Genomic DNA, 17,502 nt, shown 5'->3' with positions numbered 1-17,502 from the left:
ATTATTAAAGTAACGTTTATTAGTTTCTAATTAAAATTCTGCGATTTCTCTAGCTTTCGCTTCGATATCTTTAGCATTTGGCAACCAAATGTTTTCTGCTTGTCCAAATGGGAAGATTGTATCTGGAGCAGATACGCGGCCAATTGGCGCTTCTAATGATAATACTGCACGTTCAGAAATTTCAGAAACAACCATAGCACCAACGCCAGCTTGTTTTTGCGCTTCTTGAACTACGACTACGCGACCAGTTTTTTCAACTGATTTGATGATTGTTTCGACATCTAAAGGAGCGACAGTACGTAAGTCAATGATTTCAACAGAAATATTGTCTTTCGCTAAGTTGTCAGCGGCTTTGATTGCTTCACGAACCATTGCACCGTAAGTGATGATAGAAACATCAGTACCCTCACGAGTCACAGCTGCTTTATCTAAAGGTACTTCGTATGCTTCATCCGGCACTTCCTCACGGAATGAACGGTATAGTTTCATGTGCTCTAGGTAAACAACTGGGTCATTGCTTCTGATTGCAGAAATCAATAGTCCTTTTGCATCATATGGGTTTGATGGGATAACGACACGGATACCTGGAGATTGAGCAATCAATCCTTCTAAGTTATCTGAGTGAAGTTCTGGTGTATGCACACCACCACCAAAAGGCGCACGAACAGTAATAGGCATGTTACGTGTTCCACCCATACGGTAACGAGTACGAGCCATTTGACCTACGATTTCGTCAAAGACTTCAAATACGAATCCAAAGAATTGGATTTCAGGAACTGGACGGTAACCTTCTAAAGCTAAACCAAAAGCTAAACCACCGATTCCAGATTCTGCTAAAGGAGTATCGAAGACACGGTCTTCGCCAAATTTTTCTTGTAAACCTTCAGTCGCACGGAAAACTCCGCCGTTTTTACCAACGTCTTCACCGAAGACCAAGACGTTTTCGTCTTTCTCTATTTCAAGAGCTAAGGCATCTGTAATTGCTTGGATCATTGTTTTTTGTGCCATGATTATTTCGACTCCTTCGCTTCGTAGAATGCAATTTGTTCTTTAATATTTTGAGGTTGAACTTCAAACATATTTTTCAAGAAATCAGAAACTTTTTGTTTTGGAACTTTATCAGCTTCTGCAATTGCTACTTTGATTTCTTCTTTAGTTTTTTCGATTACTTCGTTTTCTTTTTCTTCAGACCATAAACCTTTGTCTTCTAGATATTTACGGAAACGAACTAATGGATCTTTTTGTACCCATTCGTCATCCATATCTTTTGAACGGTAACGAGTTGGATCATCACCTGATAATGTATGTGGACCATAACGGTAAGTTAATGTTTCAATTAAAACAGGACCATTGCCATTTGCAGACCATTCACGAGCTTCTTTAGCGATTGCATAAACTGCTAGTGGATCCATTCCGTCAACGACGATCCCTGGAATTCCAGCTGCTACAGCTTTTTGTGCTAATGTTTTAGCTGCTGTTTGTTTTTCACGAGGTGTTGAAATCGCAAAACCATTGTTTTGGATGATGAACACGCCGTTTGCATGATATGCTCCTGCAAAGTTGATTGCTTCATAGAAATCACCTTGTGAAGAACCGCCATCACCTGTATAAGTGAAGACAACGTTTTTCTTGCCGCGTTTTTTCATTCCTAAAGCAACACCAGCTGCTTGGATGTATTGTGCACCAATGATGATTTGTGGTGGTAGAGCATTTAATTCTGGTGCGTAGTGGTTACCCGCTACGTGGCCACGAGACCATAAAAATGCTTCTGTTAATGGTAAGCCGTGTTGAACTAATTGAGGTACATCACGGTAACCAGGTAATAGGTAATCTTCTTTTTCCATCGCAAATTGACTTGCTAGCTGACTTGCTTCTTGTCCAGCAGTTGGTGCGAAGAAGCCTAGACGACCTTGACGGTTCAATGCAGTTGAACGTTGGTCTAATACACGTGACCAAACCATACGAGTCATTAATTCTACTAATTCGTCATCTGATAAATCCGGTACAGCATCTTCGTTTACGATTTTCCCATCTTTATCTAAAATTTGAAATGTTGGGAAATCAGCGTCGACTTTTTCCATAAGTGCTTTAAAGTCAATAGGTTTTTGTTTCTTTGCCTTTGCCATTTTGTCACACAATCCTCTCTGTTACGTTTCTTTTTTTCGTAAAAAGTAAAACAGTGTGAAAAACTGTATTACTTTTTATCGACTACACTTACAAATTATCACTAAACAGGTAAAAGAGCAAGTAAAAAGTGAGCATTTCTTTAAATTTGATTAAAATACTTAAATCCTTTCGTACCAAAGGTTAGTGATTAAAATCACAAACAAGAAACCGTTTTACAAATAGCCTTCCTAATCATATCTTTTGACAATCTACTGTTATAGTTATCACGATCATTGTTATGCTACAGACGATTCACAAGTTAGAAATTATTTGCTAAAAAATGAACAGACTTTTTCAAAATATGAAAAATGGAACAAAGACAAAATGATTGAATTTTGTCTTTGTTCCATAAAAAGCGAATATTAATAATTTAAAAATAGTTTTTCTTCATTCTTTACGAATAACGCATCCAATCATAGAGAAATTTTTCGTGATTTACTCATCAATAATTTATTAAAAAAAGTGAATCAAAATCTTTCGTTTGCTAAAATAATTATTCTCTAAAAATGAAATCAGCTTTTTTCTAAATTAAATCCACTCTTTGGTGATATGAATATATAACCGTTTGGCTACTTCTACTGTGATCAAATATAGTACAATGATCAAAATGAACCAGCCCCAATAATTAGCTGGAAGTTTCACAAAGTCGAAAACCTCCCGAATTGGTGTCAAGACAATCAATAGTCCCAAGCCGACCGCTCCTAAGCTGGCAAGAATCACAGCGGGCGATGCAATACTTTGAATAAACGGCAATTTTCTAGTTCGAACCATTTGAACAACTAAGGTTTGACTAACTAATCCAACCACAAACCAACCTGTTTGGAATAAATGTTGACTACCGATCGTATTGGCACTAAAGACGAACCACATCACAAGATAAGTCATAATATCAAAAATACTACTTACAGGACCAATACACAAAGTAAATTTCATTAAGCCATTTGTTTCCCAACGGACAGGTTTCAATAAATCTTCTTCATCCACATTATCCCAAGGGATGGCTAACTGTGCGATGTCATAAATCAAATTTTGAATCAACAATTGAATCGAAAGCATTGGTAGAAATGGCAAGAAGGCACTTGCAATCAATATTGAAAAAACATTCCCAAAGTTTGAGCTAATGGTAATTTTAATATATTTCATCATATTACTAAAAACTTTTCGACCTTCGATCACACCATCTTCTAGAACATTCAAGCTTTTTTCTAATAAAATGATCGAACTTGCATCTTTTGTAATATCAGCCGCTGTATCTACAGAAATACCTACATCTGCTTTACGAAGGGCTGGTGCATCATTGATCCCATCTCCCATAAAACCAACTGTATGGCCATTTCCTTGGAGTGTTTCAATGATTCGAGACTTTTGCATAGGATTTAATTTTGCAAATAAATTGGTTTTTTCGACTTCTTCTTTCATTTGTTCATCCGACATATTATCGATATCAGAACCAAGTACCACATGTGATACTTCTATGCCTACATCGCTACAAACTTTTTTCGCAACAATGTCATTATCACCAGTTAGAACTTTTACATTAACACCATGTTGATGTAAAGACTTGATTGCAGTGATCGCTGATTTCTTAGCAGGATCCAAGAATCCCATAAAACCGATCAACGTCATTCCTTGCTCATCTTCCACGCTATAAATCGCTTCACTATGAACATCTTTTTTTACAGCTACGGCTAATGCCCGCATGCCTTGTTCATTCATACGAATATTAACTTCACGCATTCTTTTTTGTAATTCAGGTGTTAACGGTACGATTTCGCCATTGATTTCTGCATGTGTACACACAGCTTCCATCTCTTCAACCGCACCTTTAGTAATCATAAATTGATGACCATCTGCATTGACGACTACTGTTAAGCGGCGACGTGAAAAATCAAAAGGAATTTCATCTAATTTTGTCACTGAATGATAAGGGCTTTGATTCTTATTTTCCTCATAAAAATTAATTACAGCGATATCCATTAAGTTTTTCCAGCCTGTTTGATAATGAGAATTTAAAAAGGCCATATCTAACACTTGATTGTTGACTTCACCTAACGGATCTAAATGTTGAACCAAAACAACTTTGTCTTCTGTGATTGTTCCTGTTTTGTCGGTGCAAAGAATATCCATACTACCTAGATTTTGAATAGAAGGTAGTTCTTTTACAATCACTTTATGCTTGGATAAACTTAACGCACCTTTTGCTAAGTTGCTGGTTACGATCATCGGAAGCATTTCAGGTGTCAAACCAACTGCTACAGCAATTGCGAAGAAAAATGCTTCGCCCCATTCTCCCTTCGTGATACCATTAATCAAAAATACGATTGGAAACAGGATCATAACCATTCTTAGTAGAAATTTACTGACTTTCGTCAAGCCAATATCAAAAGAAGTTTTCCCACGTTGTGTTGTCGCATTTTTGGCAATGTCACCGAAGAACGTATTTTGTCCAGTCTTCAGAATAATCGCTTTTCCTTGCCCACTCAACACATCAGTTCCCATAAAAATCAAGTCTTGCATATCTAAAGCGGAAACAGATTTTGAATTTTTATCGATTCCTGCATCCACAAATTTTTCCACCGGCATTGATTCACCTGTCAAAGAAGACTGATTAATAAATAAATCTTTTGTCCAAATCAATACAGCATCCGCTGGGATCATATCACCTGTAGCTAGCGTTACAATGTCCCCAGGGACAACTTCGTCCATAGGAATTTCTTTCGTTTGACCGGCACGCGTTACAGCTGTTGTATTTTCGATGAGCTCTTTTAAATTCAAACTTGCTTTTTGGGAACGATACTCCTGAATAAAGGCAATAATAACACTGGCTAAAATCATAATTCCCATGACAAGTGCTGCTTCAAAATCTTTTGTTACAGCTGAAACTACCATTAATAAAGCTAATACATAAACAAATGGATCTTTAAATGCTTCTAAAAACATCATAATTGCTGGCGTCGGTTTTTGTGCGGATACTTCATTCGGGCCATATTCTTCTAAACGATTTTTAGCATCTTCTTCTGATAAGCCTTTTTCTGAGGTACGTAGCTCCATCATCAATTCACGTTCAGAAAGCATTGCTAATTTTCTTAATTCTTGGTCTTTTGTTGTTTTCTTTATATCTGCTATTTTTTTGTTCATCATTTTCTTTTCCTCCTTATGCTTCATCTTATTTAGAAGGAGAAAAGAAGTATTATTTCAATTCCATCGTTTCTAAGATGAAGGGGACATTTAGTTTGTTTATCGACTGACTGGGGTCTTCCATGTGACTCTTCCTCTCTTTGTTTTATTTTGGAACGATGGATTTTTTTGTTAGGTGGTGATTTTATTATCTTGAAAACTGCTCCTTGCTGTCGCTAAGTACTTTTTCTCATCTGCTCTGGCGGAGCCAGTCCACTCTTTAACTCTTAGTTTTTTTGCTAGCTGGCTTTTGTTTTTCTTCTGGCTGTTTGTTTCTTTTTGCGGAACTTCGCTCCCTATGGTCGCCAAGTACTGTTTAACATCAGATTGCTAAGCAATCTGTGTTAAACAGCAAAACGCACACTCAACAATAGAGTGTGCGTGAAATAGCAACTTAAATAAAAGTTTCTCTATCGTTGAGCTTTAGCACTATAGGGCGTAGATAATTTCTTATCAGCTACGTTATGAATGACCTTCACGATCATTCCTGTTCAACCAACTAAGAGTCTCTCGATTCTTTCGCGGCAGCAGCATGTGTCCAAATAGGAGCCTCACCTAACAATTATTCAGTTTTGAATCCTTACTCATCATAGTTCATATAGTTACAATTGTCAAAAGAAAAAGCAATACATAAAATAAATCACTTTTCTTTTTACTGGTTAGCCAGTTCTGCTCTACCTTGAGCAATTTCAGCTCTTGAGAAATTTGCTGTTTCTAATTCTTCATCAGATAAATTCTCTACAAGGTCATAAAACCAGTTTCCTAACTCAAAAAATTGCGCATCCGTCATCTGTTTAGACTCTGAAAATAATCTGTTTTCAGCTTGGTTCACTTGTAATGTCAAAATCAGCTCAGAAAGATAGCTTTGAATCGGTACCGAATAGTTTTCTCCAGTTCCTTCATCGGTCACTAGAATCATTGGCATGACCTGAACTTCTGACACTTTTTTAAATGGATTAAACACTGCAGCTTTTACTTGTCTCATAAACCAATCTTCTTCGTATTCCATCGTTTCAACCCACCCCTTTTCCAACCATTTCTCTCATTTTATTCTAATCTACTCTTTCATTCTATCATTAAATACGCGTCATGTCAGAAAAAGTTAAGTAACATGCTTTAACCAGAGAATCCGACAGCATTCTTTTCATTATTAACAATTTCTTCGATTGCTTTTAGATCAAGAATCATTCCCTTCACTCCCACTGACGGTATAAAAATAGATCTAAGCCAAAACTTATCAAGCTTTGACTTAGATCTTGGTCAGTAAAAACATCCTGATCTTTTGAATATACAGGTTTAAATTATTTCACTTCTTCAACTTCTGCCATATCTTCAATATATTTATAGACTTGTTGTCCGGCAATGCCACCTTCACCAACGGCTGTTGTGATTTGACGTAATGTTTTCTCACGAACATCTCCAATTGCAAAAACCCCTGGCATGCTTGTTTTCATGTCTTGGTCTGTTTCGATCCAGCCCTCAGCATTCGTCAAGCCAGCTTTTTTAAATGGTTCAGTTAGTGGATCAAGTCCAACATAGATAAAGACACCATCCGCTGGGATTTCTTTGACTTCATCGGTCACGGTATTTCTTAATTGCCCACCGGTCACAACCATGTCATTTCCTGTGATTTCCTCAAGAACAGTGTTCCATTCAAACGAGATTTTTTCATTAGCAAATGCACGATCTTGAATGATTTTTTGCGCACGTAATGCATCACGACGATGCACGATCACAACTTCTGAAGCGAATTGTGTTAGATAAATTGCTTCTTCAACAGCTGAATCACCGCCACCAATCACTAAAAGTTTTCTATTACGGAAAAATGCGCCGTCACATACAGCACAATAAGAAACACCGCGGCCAGCAAATTCTTCTTCTCCCTTAACACCTAATTTACGATGTTCACAGCCTGTAGCAATGATCACAGTTTTAGCTTGATATGTTTTATCATCACAGATCACTTCTTTGTAAGAACCTTGATCTTTAATGTCCATCACAATACCATATGCATTTTCAGTACCGAATTTCTCAACATTTTCATACATTTTATAAGCCAACTCAGGTCCCATGATCGAATCAAATCCTGGATAATTTTCAACCTCAGCCGTATTATTCATTTGGCCTCCTGGGGCACCGCGTTCGATCATCAATACTGAAAGATTAGAACGTGACGCATATAAAGCGGCAGTCATACCAGCAGGTCCTGCTCCAATTATAATTACATCATACATCATTTTTTCAACCTCCGAATTTTTCAAGTACATTTACTTTACAACTTAACTAGTGGATTGTCTATCTTTCTGCCCAGTGATAGTAACTGTAAAAAATAGCTTCAATAACTTATTTTCGTTCTCCATTATAGCATGCTTTGTTCTAGTTAACAGCATTTTTGCGCTTACTTTTAATAAGCAAATAAAAAGGTTTAAAACTAACTCCTAAAGTCAGTCCTAAACCTTTTTTTATTCTACCCTTCACTATTTTGTAGCTTATACATATCTGCATACAAACCATGTTGGACTAATAAATTATCATGATTGCCACGTTCTACGATTCGTCCTTTGTCCAAGACTAAAATCAGATCGGCATCACGAATGGTAGACAAACGATGCGCAATCGCAATGGTTGTTCGACCTTGACGCATGTTGGCCAAACCTTCTTGGATCAATCCTTCCGTTTCAGTATCAATATTAGCCGTCGCCTCATCTAATACAAGAATCTTAGGATCTGTTACAATCGTTCTGGCAAATGAAATCAATTGGCGCTGCCCACTTGAATAACTGGCTCCACGTTCAATTACTTTTGCATGATATTTTTTTGGTAAGGTTTCAATAAATTTATCAGCCTGCACAAATTTTGCAGCTTCTTTGATTTGTTCATCTGTGATTTCCGGATTCAACATCCGAATATTTCCTGCGATATCCCCATAAAACATAAAAGCATCTTGTAAAACCAAGCCCATTTTCTTCCTTAATTCAGGCAACGAATAATCACGAATATCACGATCGTCGATCAAAATTTCACCTTCATAAAATTCATAAAAGCGCATCAATACATTGATGATCGAGCTTTTACCGCTCCCTGTATGGCCGATCAATGCGACCGTTTCACCTGGATTGGCAATAAAGCTGATATTCTTCAAGACCTTATTCTGACCATCATAAGAAAAACTAACATTACGAAATTCAATTTTCCCGCGAATAATTTCTGAATTTGCCCCAATATTTTGCTGTGGCGTTAACTCGTCGTTATCAAAAATTTTCAAAATCCGACTGCCAGCAACCATCCCATCCGTAAAAACACTGAGGAAATCCATCATTTGTGTCATTGGATTGAAGAATGCTTGTACATACGTCACAAACGCATAAATCATCCCTACTTCTACAGGAGAATGTAACGCATCATAGCCAAATAATGTCAGCGTTAACGCAATTGCCAACGTATAAAGGAAATTAATGATTGGACCTAACAGCAATGAATTCGTTTTGATCATTGAAAAGCGTGTTCGTAAATAATCATTGTTCGTTTCTTCAAACTCTTTTTCTAAGCGATGTTCTTGTCTAAACTGTTGAATGATTTGCATACCAGAAATGTATTCATTCAATTTTGTATTCAGTTGGCTTAATTTTTCCCGCATACTTCTGTAAATTCTTGAACTAAATTTTTGATAGTACCAAATTACAATCAATAAAATCGGCAAGAAAATCAAGTTATATAATGCAATTTTCCCACTGATTTGAAACATAGCAATAAAGGAGGAAACTACAGCAAAAATCCCCGTCAATACCATCAAAAAGACATACCAAAATTCAAATAGTGTTTCCGTATCATTCGTTACACGAGACACGATCGAACCTGCTGGTGTTTGATCAAAATAACGCATTCCTAATGTTTGCAGTTTTTCAAACAATTTCACGCGAATATACTGATAGGTTTTTAGTGAAGCAGTTGAATATAAAAACCACTGGAAAAACCAGACAATACTTTTAATAATCACACCGAAAAGATACAACCCAGCAAATAAGAGAATCACTTGGTTTGTTGCAGTCTTCGGTGTTAAATAGTCATCCATAAATATTTGAATGATCCTCGGTAACATTATATTGATCACCGAAAGAAACAATGCAAACAAAATCGCAGTTAAAAATGTCCGACGAAATGGTTTAGCAAATTTAAGCAACTGTTTAACAATCGAAACTTGCTCTTTTAAAGGGACTGATTTTGTCCATTCTGATTCATATTTTTCTTCCATTACGCTTCACTCCCTTCAATTTTCGCTTCTAATTGTTGTTTATCCCACATACGTTTGTACCAACCAGCCAAGCGTAACAGCTCTTGATGGGTACCACGCTCAACAATTTTGCCTTCATCTAAAACAATGATTTCTTTTGCATGCATCACACTACTTAATCTGTGAGCTGCAATGATCGTTGTTTTTTCTTTTCTCGCTTCTTTTAAATTCGAAAGAATGGCTTCTTCTGTTTTAGCATCGACTGCCGATAAAGCATCGTCTAAAATCAACAATTCTGGATCTAGAATCAAGGCTCTAGCTATCGAAATCCGTTGCTTTTGACCACCAGATAGCGAAACACCGCGTTCTCCAACCAAGGTATCATAGCCTTTAGGAAAAGCTTTGATTTCATTATTAATGAAAGCCATTTCTGCTGCTTGTTCAACTTTTTCTTCCGTAAAATCAGGGTTAGCAAAACGAATATTATCTCGTACCGTCATTGAAAACAGAAAATGGTCTTGAGGAACATACCCTATCGAATGCATCAACGCATCCAATGAATAATCTTTGATATCGTGACCACCAAACGTCACACGACCTTGATAATGATCATATTCACGCATCAATAATTTTAGAATCGTTGTTTTTCCGGCACCCGTTTTACCGACAATTCCTAACGTCTCACCAACACCCACAGCAAATTTGATTTGTTCTAACGTTACATGATCATCTTTAGGATACGTAAACTGAGCGACTTCCATTGATAATTGACCTTTTGCTGGTGTTTGGATCGCATCTTTTTTTTCAATGATATGTGTTCTTTCATGCAATAATTCATTGACACGATCATAACTGGCATTCCCACGCTCCAACACATTAAATAAACGGCCAATCGCAAACATCGGCCAAACGAGCATTCCAATATAACTTATAAATGAAATCAATTGTCCGATCGTAATTGTCCCTTCCATGATAAAGCGTCCGCCCATGATGATTGTTAACACATAAGAGATCCCAATGATCAACGTAATGAATGGATCAAATAATGCATCTAGAAAATTTACTCGTTTATTTTTAACGATTGCATCATCGATTTTATCGGTAAAATCTTGGATATCTTCCTTTTCTTGCCCAAAGGTTTTAATCACTTTCATTCCGGTAATACTCTCTTGCGTTTTATCATTGATCGTTGAAAAGGCCGCTTGCGAATCTCTGAAGGCATCATGTAATTTTGAGCCTAGAACTCTTGATGTCACAGCCAATAATGGCAGAGGGATCAACGCAATCAAAGTTAAACGCCAATCAACAAATAAAACCATGGCAATAATCGTTGCCCCACCTGTGATCAATGAATCCGCAAATGTTAAAATTCCTGCTCCAGCAACATTTTGAATCGCATTCAAATCATTCGTTGCATGTGCCATCAAATCACCAGTTCGATATTTCTGATAAAAAACACTGTCCATTTTTGTAAAGTGATGGAATAATTGCCGTCTCAAATCCTTTTCTAGCCTTGCAGCGCTCCCCCAAATATAAATTCGCCAAATATAACGAAAAACGTATTGCGCTACGGCTGCCGCTAATAAAATCCCAATCCAAAATAAAATTGGCTTGATCGTCAAATCTTTATCTGCAATTTTATCAACAACAATGCCGATCACTTTAGGTGGAACTAACTGAACAAGTGCTACCATTACTAATGAAAAAACCCCAATAACATAACTTTTTTTCTCTTGTTTGAAAAACCACCCTAATTTCTTAAATATAGACATGTACCATTCTCCTTTTCTAAATTAACTACTGTGCGCTCACATCTTTCATTTGTTGTTTGCCCATTTTAATACAACTCCTTTCATTTATTAAAAATAAGTGCAAAAAAAACGGACCAAAAAATCGGCCCGTTGTGCTCTTGAATTATGAATAGCCTCTAAAAAACCTATTTGTCTCCTTGGTTCTTCATTTGCTGCATCATTTGACGTATCTTCTTCTCAGAAGGTTTTTGTCCCATAGACATCATCATCATTCGTAACATTTCCTCATTAACGGGAGGATTCTTTTTAAAATAATCTTGCATATATTTGCGCGCAAGGAAAAATCCACCTGCTGCACCTGCTAATAAAGCGATAATCGCGATCAATACTACTAAACCTGTTGACATATAAATCTCTCCTTTCTATTAGAAAAGCTGAATAAGAACTTCTGCTGATTATAAGTTGCAGTCACTATTCTTATTAAACCTATATTTCCAATTTTTATTAGGACTCTTTGTCCCTATATTTATTAAATTACTCTCAAGAAACCATTTTACTAGAAACAGACCAAAAAGAAAAGGTCTTTTGTCATATTCCTCACAAGAAATTTACATAAAACCCTTTCCCTTTAAAATTAAATCAATTAAACGGTCTGGCCTTTAACTTTGAGCTTCAATCTTTTCCAATAAATCTGGATCAAATGTTTGTGATTTTAACATAGCTATCTCATAACCGTATGGCGCTTTGCTTGTCTTTTTGTCAGCACCCACATATGGTGTTTCTAAAATTTTAGGCAGATCTTTCAATTTTTCATGATGAACCACTTTATTTAATGCATCAAACCCGATCGTCCCAAAACCGATATTCGCATGGCGGTCTTTATGAGAGCCCATCGGATTTTTAGAATCATTGACATGGACAACTTTTAAACGATCTAAGCCGATGATTTTATCAAACTCTTCCAAAACACCATCAAAATCATCTTTTACATTATAACCAGCATCATTAATATGACAAGTATCCATTGTGACAGATAATTTTTCATTCAACTTAACACCTTCGATGATCGTTGCCAGCTCTTCAAACGTACGACCTAGCTCAGTCCCTTTACCTGCCATAGTTTCTAATGCAATTTGCGGTACTTGTTCTTTCCACAGCACTTCATCAAGCCCTTTGATGATCTGTTTCAAGCCGGCATCCACACCAGCGCCAACATGAGCTCCTGGGTGTAGTGTGATTTGAGTTGCCCCTAAAGCATGAGCACGTTCAATTTCCTGACGCAAAAATGAAGTGGCAAAACCAAAATTTTCTAATTTGATCGTATTGCCTAAATTAATGATATAAGGTGCATGAACCACAATATTACTTAAATCATGCTCAGCCATAAATTTTTGACCTGCTTCAATATTCATCTCTTCGACAGGTTTACGGCGTGTATTTTGCGGCGCACCTGTATAGATCATAAAAGTCGTTGATCCATAACTCGCAGCCTCTTCCGCTGAACCTAATAACATTTTTTTACCACTCATACTAACATGTGAACCTAATAACATAATGATCCTCCTAATTTTAAAAGCTCAGCGGGCTCGTTCAGCCCTGACAGAAAAATAGGAAAATATGTTTGTGACGCTTTTAGCCACAGGTATATTTTATCTTTTTTCCAAAGGGCTAGCCTGCGTAGCTAGATATGATTAAAAGCTGAACAGGTTCATTCAGCCTCAACTGAAAAACTAGTACACTTTTCAACTAACTATCTTTACATATACTCATAAAAATTCTGTGTCCTTTAAAAGAGTACGTGAAACCCTCAGAAAAAACAATCTTTTTGCTTCTTTAATAAAGCGGTGTCTACTTCTTACTTTTTTCTGCAAAACGGGTATAACTAGCGACCCATTCTTCCATGGAAATTTTACCAACTAATTCTCCGACTAATTCATAAGGAATATTTTTCGGATTACTGAACCGAATGCAACTTTTCCCCATATTCAATTTCGTCGGAACCACCTTTTGATATTCTGTTTGAAACCAAGCTAACAAGTCTTTATTCCCCATGATGCCCATATGATACAGAGATAAGTGCTTTTTCTGAGCAGCTACACTGATAAATGACAGTGGTTCATCTTTTCTCCCCAGATAACCCTCTGGAAAAACACTTAAAGGAACAACATACGTTGGCATCCCGTATTGCATCTGTAACACAAAGCCTTCCGGTATGTTTTCAGCAATAACTTTAGCAAGATCTTGATAAGCCTCTTGCCATTTACTATCGATTTTTTCTATATACTCTTGTACTTCATCCATGATAGTCGCCTCCTTTACTTTGTTAAGAACTGACGATATAGCTCTTTAGACTTAAACCCTTTTTCTAAAATATCAATCATTTCATTTTTTCTTTTTTCTTGCGTTGCGGCTTGTTTAGCACTAAATATATACCTAGTCCAATCTTTTTTATACCCTGGAGTTAATTGATCAAACGCCTCTTTGGCTTCCTTAGAACTTTCTAGTATTGCTTCTACTGCTGGTATAAACTGAACATAATCTTCTACGCGAGCACTGCTTGTAGATGCTGATTTAGTTGTTTTTTTAACATTTTTCATCCCCGTTACTGTAAACGTCTCGTCCAAACTAACCATACGATTAAATTTTAACGTACTATTTTTTATGTAGCCATCACTATCATCAACTTGAAGCGCTGGAAAGATTTCATCCCGATGAACAAAGGTTTGGTAGCTTTTATTGCCTTTTTTGGGGTATGCTACAAAAAGGACGCCGTCTTCATTAAGCAGTTGTTTTAAAATGACCTCTGCCACGATCTGTTCAAATTCTGCCATTGTTGTTACAAAAACAAAAATCAAGTCCACTGGTGCTGCTGGAAGCTGTTTTGAAAATACTTTTAATTCTGATAGATACGTTTGATTTGGACGATTCACTACTACTTTACTTAAATAACGCATTAAATTCAATTTTTCAACAATCGATTTCCCCATTAATTCCAGTCTCTCTTTCTGTTCTATAATCCACTGATAGTGTACCATAAAACGATTACTTCCTTCACTTCCTCTAGACTTTAATCAAAAGAAATCCATCCTGCAGCCTAACATGGTATACTCAAATCAAGACTACTAAGAAAGCAGGTCAATACTATGACTATTATTGAAAAGTATATCTCAAACACGCCGAAAGATCGTCAAGAAAAACTGCAACAGCTTTATACTGTGATCAAACAACTTGCCCCGGAAGCTACAGAGAAAATAGCATATGGCATGCCAACTTTCTATTTAAATGGTAATTTAGTCCATTTTGCTAATATGAAAAATCATATTGGTTTTTATCCTGCTCCTGCAGCTATTGAGGCGTTTAAACCTGAGTTGACTGGCTTCAAAACAAGTAAAGGTGCGATTCAATTCCCTATTGACAAAGAACTACCTGTAGAATTGATCCAAAAAATCGTTTTATTTCGGTTAGAGGAACAAATAAGAAAATAACAAACAATAGACTTAAGCGCAACAACAAGGATGACTCCAAACTTTTCACAAGTTTATATTAAGTTTTTTTGATTAAATCCCTATAAATACCTGAACAACTGTTCATAATAGATTTTTTTTGCTATAATATCACGGAATGTATCATTTTATTGAGGTGAAGCTTTTGGACAATCAGGATAATTCCCACAGAACGGAACAACATTCTAATAAAGTACCAGAAAAGAAAAAGATTTTTTTGATTATAAATGTAGTGATTCGGGTACTGCAATCATTATTTGTCTTTGCAGTCGTTGTCCTACTTTTAGGTGGTGCTTTAGGCATGGGGATCGGTATGGGCTATTTTGCATTTCTAGTTGAAGATACTCAACCACCGACAAAAGAAGAACTCCAGACTGAGATCAGTGATATCACAGAAGTCTCACGAATGACTTATGCTGACGGAACCAATATTGCTATGATCAAATCTGACCTTGTCAGAACAAGAGTTGATGGAGAACATATCTCTCCATTGCTGAAAAAAGCCATCATTTCTACTGAGGATGAATATTTTGAAGAACATAAAGGTGTCGTTCCAAAGGCTGTTATACGTGCTTTGGTTTCAGATGCAACAGGTATGGGCGGCTCATCTGGAGGATCAACACTGACACAACAGTTAGTTAAACAACAAATCTTGACAGATGAAACAACGTTCAAACGAAAAGCCAATGAAATTTTGCTAGCTTATCGTATTGAGAAGTATTTTTCAAAAGATGAGATCGTGACTACTTATCTAAATGTTTCCCCTTTTGGCCGTAATAACAAAGGTGAAAATATTGCTGGTGTTGAAGAAGCAGCCAAAGGACTATTTGGCAAAAGTGCCAATGACTTAACGCTTCCGCAAGCAGCCTTTATCGCTGGACTTCCGCAAAGCCCAATCATTTATACCCCTTATAGCAATACTGGGGCGTTGAAAGCTGATGAAAATTTGGCCTATGGAATGAAACGTAAAGACTTTGTTTTATTCAGTATGTATCGTGAAAAAGCTATTACAAAAGAAGAATATGAAGCAGCGAAAAGTTATGATTTAAAACAAGACTTTCAACCACAGCAAGAATCAAATCAAAACACTGAAGGCTATTTGTACTATGCTGTATTGGAACAAGCAGTCAGCGAAATAATGGATATCAATATAGAAAAAGCCGGCGTGAAAAAAGAAACACTAGACACATTAGGCCTTTCTCAATATGAAGACCAAGCGCGAAAAGAAATCCAAAATCGTGGCTACACGATTCAATCAACAATCGATCAGGGTGTTTATGATACCATGCAAAACGCTGTGGCAAATTATGGATACATGCTTGATGATGGATACGGCGCCGGACTCGTCGAAACAGGGAATGTTTTGATGGATAATAAAACTGGGAGAATCATTGGTTTTGTGGCAGGTCGAGATTATAATATCAGTCAAAGTAATCATGCCTTAGACACCTTACGCCAAGTTGGTTCTACCATTAAACCTATTTCAGTTTACGGCCCTGCAATTGACCAAGGAATGATCGGATCAGAAAGTCGTTTGGCGAATTACCCTACTTCTTATAAAGGTGGCGGAGAGTTAACCAATGCGACAAATTCTGGAACCAATACCTTTGATACCGTGCGTCATTCGTTAGAATGGTCCTATAATATTCCTGTCTACCATTTAAATGAAGCGATGAAAACACAAATGGGTGACGACAATTTCTCTTATAATAACTATCTTAGTAAAATGAACTACCCCGCAAGTGATGCTTGGTCTTATCAATCAGCTCCATTAGGTGCGGTTGAAGCAACCGTCCTTACCCAAACGAACGGTTTTCAAACCTTAGCAAACAAAGGGAAATATCAAAAAGGCTATATGATTGAAAAAATTACTGACAATAGCGGCAAAGTGATTTATGAACATAAAGAAGCACCTGTTCAAGTATACTCTGAAGCAACTGCTTCAATCATGAATGACATGATGCGTTCTGTCTTAGATTCAAAAATAACTACTCCGTTTAAAAATATGATCAATGGTCTTAATCCTGCTTTTGGAAGCGTTGACTGGATCGGTAAAACAGGAACAACAGATTTATACAAAGATGCTTGGTTAGTTGTTTCTACACCAACGATCACATTAGGTTCATGGACAGGTTATGATATACCCACGGCTATGAGTCCAAACAGCGGCGATCAAAACAGTACGTATCTTGCCAACTTAGCAAATGCAATCTATTCTGTCAGACCTGATCTATTCGGTGTTGGTGAAAAATTCACCCTTTCAAATGACGTAATCAAATCCAACGTGTCAAGCTTCACAGGAGAAAAGCCTGGAACATTTACGTATAATGGCGGAACTTACACTGCTCCTGGACCAAACGTCGAATCTTTCTATGCAAAAGATGGCGCTCCAAAAAGCCAATACAAATTTGGCTATGGCGGATCAGATGCAAATTATAGTGCCTATTGGGGGCGTTACGCAACATCTCCCCCGTCATCTTCAAACTCTGGTTCAACAACCACTCCTTCTTCTTCTGAGAAAAAAGAAGAGAAGAAAAAAGAAGACGATAAAAAAGAAAATAATAATTAATAAAAAGAAGACAGTTGGTGAATCGACCTCCAAAAGTTAGACCAAAAATCTAACTTTTGGAGGTCGGTATTTTTATGGCTCTATACTTTCTGATGTTGGTGAGAA

General features: G+C 36.9%; 14 protein-coding genes and 1 riboswitch. Of the genes, 2 read left to right on the top strand and 12 right to left on the bottom strand.

What is annotated here, in order from left to right:
• Positions 1–30 precede the first annotated feature (30 nt).
• The 12 genes from RV15_RS16720 to RV15_RS16670 form a co-directional block, all read right to left on the bottom strand.
• Complete coding sequence (locus RV15_RS16720) at positions 31–1,008, bottom strand: alpha-ketoacid dehydrogenase subunit beta (protein ID WP_025869282.1); 978 nt, start codon at positions 1,006–1,008, stop codon at positions 31–33.
• A 2-nt stretch (positions 1,009–1,010) separates the two neighbouring features.
• Positions 1,011–2,126 carry a pyruvate dehydrogenase (acetyl-transferring) E1 component subunit alpha gene (gene pdhA / locus RV15_RS16715; RefSeq protein WP_025869280.1) on the bottom strand — a complete coding sequence of 372 codons (1,116 nt, stop codon included), beginning with the start codon at positions 2,124–2,126 and terminating at the stop codon, positions 1,011–1,013.
• Between the two features lie 568 nt (positions 2,127–2,694).
• Positions 2,695–5,331, bottom strand: coding sequence for a magnesium-translocating P-type ATPase (gene mgtA, locus RV15_RS16710; RefSeq protein ID WP_083429227.1), 2,637 nt, complete (start codon positions 5,329–5,331; stop codon positions 2,695–2,697).
• 144 nt (positions 5,332–5,475) lie between these two features.
• Positions 5,476–5,652, bottom strand: a complete 177-nt coding sequence (locus RV15_RS18900) for a hypothetical protein (protein ID WP_217265837.1) — start codon at positions 5,650–5,652, stop codon at positions 5,476–5,478.
• Positions 5,653–5,744: 92 nt separating this feature from the next.
• Positions 5,745–5,913: riboswitch (M-box (ykoK) riboswitch) on the bottom strand.
• Between the two features lie 82 nt (positions 5,914–5,995).
• A complete protein-coding gene (locus tag RV15_RS16705) occupies positions 5,996–6,352 on the bottom strand; it encodes a DUF6483 family protein (protein WP_071879157.1) in 357 nt (118 codons plus the stop codon).
• 292 nt (positions 6,353–6,644) lie between these two features.
• The gene (gene trxB, locus RV15_RS16700; RefSeq protein WP_071879156.1) at positions 6,645–7,577 is read right to left on the bottom strand and encodes a thioredoxin-disulfide reductase; all 933 of its coding nucleotides are present in this window, start codon (positions 7,575–7,577) and stop codon (positions 6,645–6,647) included.
• Positions 7,578–7,810: 233 nt separating this feature from the next.
• Positions 7,811–9,595: an ABC transporter ATP-binding protein gene (locus RV15_RS16695; protein WP_071879140.1), complete on the bottom strand. Its 1,785-nt coding sequence runs from the start codon at positions 9,593–9,595 to the stop codon at positions 7,811–7,813.
• Positions 9,595–11,346 (bottom strand): ABC transporter ATP-binding protein, encoded by a 1,752-nt coding sequence (locus tag RV15_RS16690; protein WP_071879139.1) that lies wholly within the window; start codon positions 11,344–11,346, stop codon positions 9,595–9,597. The genes RV15_RS16695 and RV15_RS16690 overlap by 1 nt, the downstream gene beginning before the upstream one ends.
• A gap of 164 nt (positions 11,347–11,510) precedes the next feature.
• Complete coding sequence (locus tag RV15_RS16685; protein WP_010760812.1) at positions 11,511–11,732, bottom strand: YneF family protein; 222 nt, start codon at positions 11,730–11,732, stop codon at positions 11,511–11,513.
• 252 nt (positions 11,733–11,984) lie between these two features.
• Positions 11,985–12,878 (bottom strand): deoxyribonuclease IV, encoded by an 894-nt coding sequence (locus tag RV15_RS16680; RefSeq protein WP_071879138.1) that lies wholly within the window; start codon positions 12,876–12,878, stop codon positions 11,985–11,987.
• Positions 12,879–13,173: 295 nt separating this feature from the next.
• Positions 13,174–13,626, bottom strand: a complete 453-nt coding sequence (locus tag RV15_RS16675) for a DUF1801 domain-containing protein (protein WP_071879137.1) — start codon at positions 13,624–13,626, stop codon at positions 13,174–13,176.
• 14 nt (positions 13,627–13,640) lie between these two features.
• On the bottom strand, positions 13,641–14,312 hold the full coding sequence (locus RV15_RS16670; RefSeq protein ID WP_071879155.1) for a YdeI/OmpD-associated family protein: 672 nt from the start codon (positions 14,310–14,312) through the stop codon (positions 13,641–13,643).
• A 156-nt stretch (positions 14,313–14,468) separates the two neighbouring features.
• On the opposite strand from RV15_RS16670, the gene RV15_RS16665 reads away from it, so the two are divergent.
• A complete protein-coding gene (locus tag RV15_RS16665) occupies positions 14,469–14,810 on the top strand; it encodes an iron chaperone (protein ID WP_071879136.1) in 342 nt (113 codons plus the stop codon).
• A 136-nt stretch (positions 14,811–14,946) separates the two neighbouring features.
• Positions 14,947–17,397: a transglycosylase domain-containing protein gene (locus RV15_RS16660; protein ID WP_071879135.1), complete on the top strand. Its 2,451-nt coding sequence runs from the start codon at positions 14,947–14,949 to the stop codon at positions 17,395–17,397.
• Positions 17,398–17,502: the final 105 nt, after the last annotated feature.

The sequence above is a fragment of the Enterococcus silesiacus genome (assembly GCF_001886225.1).
GTDB lineage: Bacteria > Bacillota > Bacilli > Lactobacillales > Enterococcaceae > Enterococcus_L > Enterococcus_L silesiacus.
This window is presented reverse-complemented; position numbering and strand designations above follow the sequence as displayed.

Bases quoted from the DNA above. Each gene is read 5' to 3' on its own strand.
- RV15_RS16720 (WP_025869282.1), bottom strand. From the start codon at position 1,008: ATGGCACAAAAAACAATGATCCAAGCAATTACAGATGCCTTAGCTCTT.
- pdhA (WP_025869280.1), bottom strand. From the start codon at position 2,126: ATGGCAAAGGCAAAGAAACAAAAACCTATTGACTTTAAAGCACTTATG.
- mgtA (WP_083429227.1), bottom strand. From the start codon at position 5,331: ATGAAGCATAAGGAGGAAAAGAAAATGATGAACAAAAAAATAGCAGAT.
- RV15_RS16705 (WP_071879157.1), bottom strand. From the start codon at position 6,352: ATGGAATACGAAGAAGATTGGTTTATGAGACAAGTAAAAGCTGCAGTG.
- trxB (WP_071879156.1), bottom strand. From the start codon at position 7,577: ATGTATGATGTAATTATAATTGGAGCAGGACCTGCTGGTATGACTGCC.
- RV15_RS16695 (WP_071879140.1), bottom strand. From the start codon at position 9,595: ATGGAAGAAAAATATGAATCAGAATGGACAAAATCAGTCCCTTTAAAA.
- RV15_RS16690 (WP_071879139.1), bottom strand. From the start codon at position 11,346: ATGTCTATATTTAAGAAATTAGGGTGGTTTTTCAAACAAGAGAAAAAA.
- RV15_RS16685 (WP_010760812.1), bottom strand. From the start codon at position 11,732: ATGTCAACAGGTTTAGTAGTATTGATCGCGATTATCGCTTTATTAGCA.
- RV15_RS16680 (WP_071879138.1), bottom strand. From the start codon at position 12,878: ATGTTATTAGGTTCACATGTTAGTATGAGTGGTAAAAAAATGTTATTA.
- RV15_RS16675 (WP_071879137.1), bottom strand. From the start codon at position 13,626: ATGGATGAAGTACAAGAGTATATAGAAAAAATCGATAGTAAATGGCAA.
- RV15_RS16670 (WP_071879155.1), bottom strand. From the start codon at position 14,312: ATGGGGAAATCGATTGTTGAAAAATTGAATTTAATGCGTTATTTAAGT.
- RV15_RS16665 (WP_071879136.1), top strand. From the start codon at position 14,469: ATGACTATTATTGAAAAGTATATCTCAAACACGCCGAAAGATCGTCAA.
- RV15_RS16660 (WP_071879135.1), top strand. From the start codon at position 14,947: ATGTATCATTTTATTGAGGTGAAGCTTTTGGACAATCAGGATAATTCC.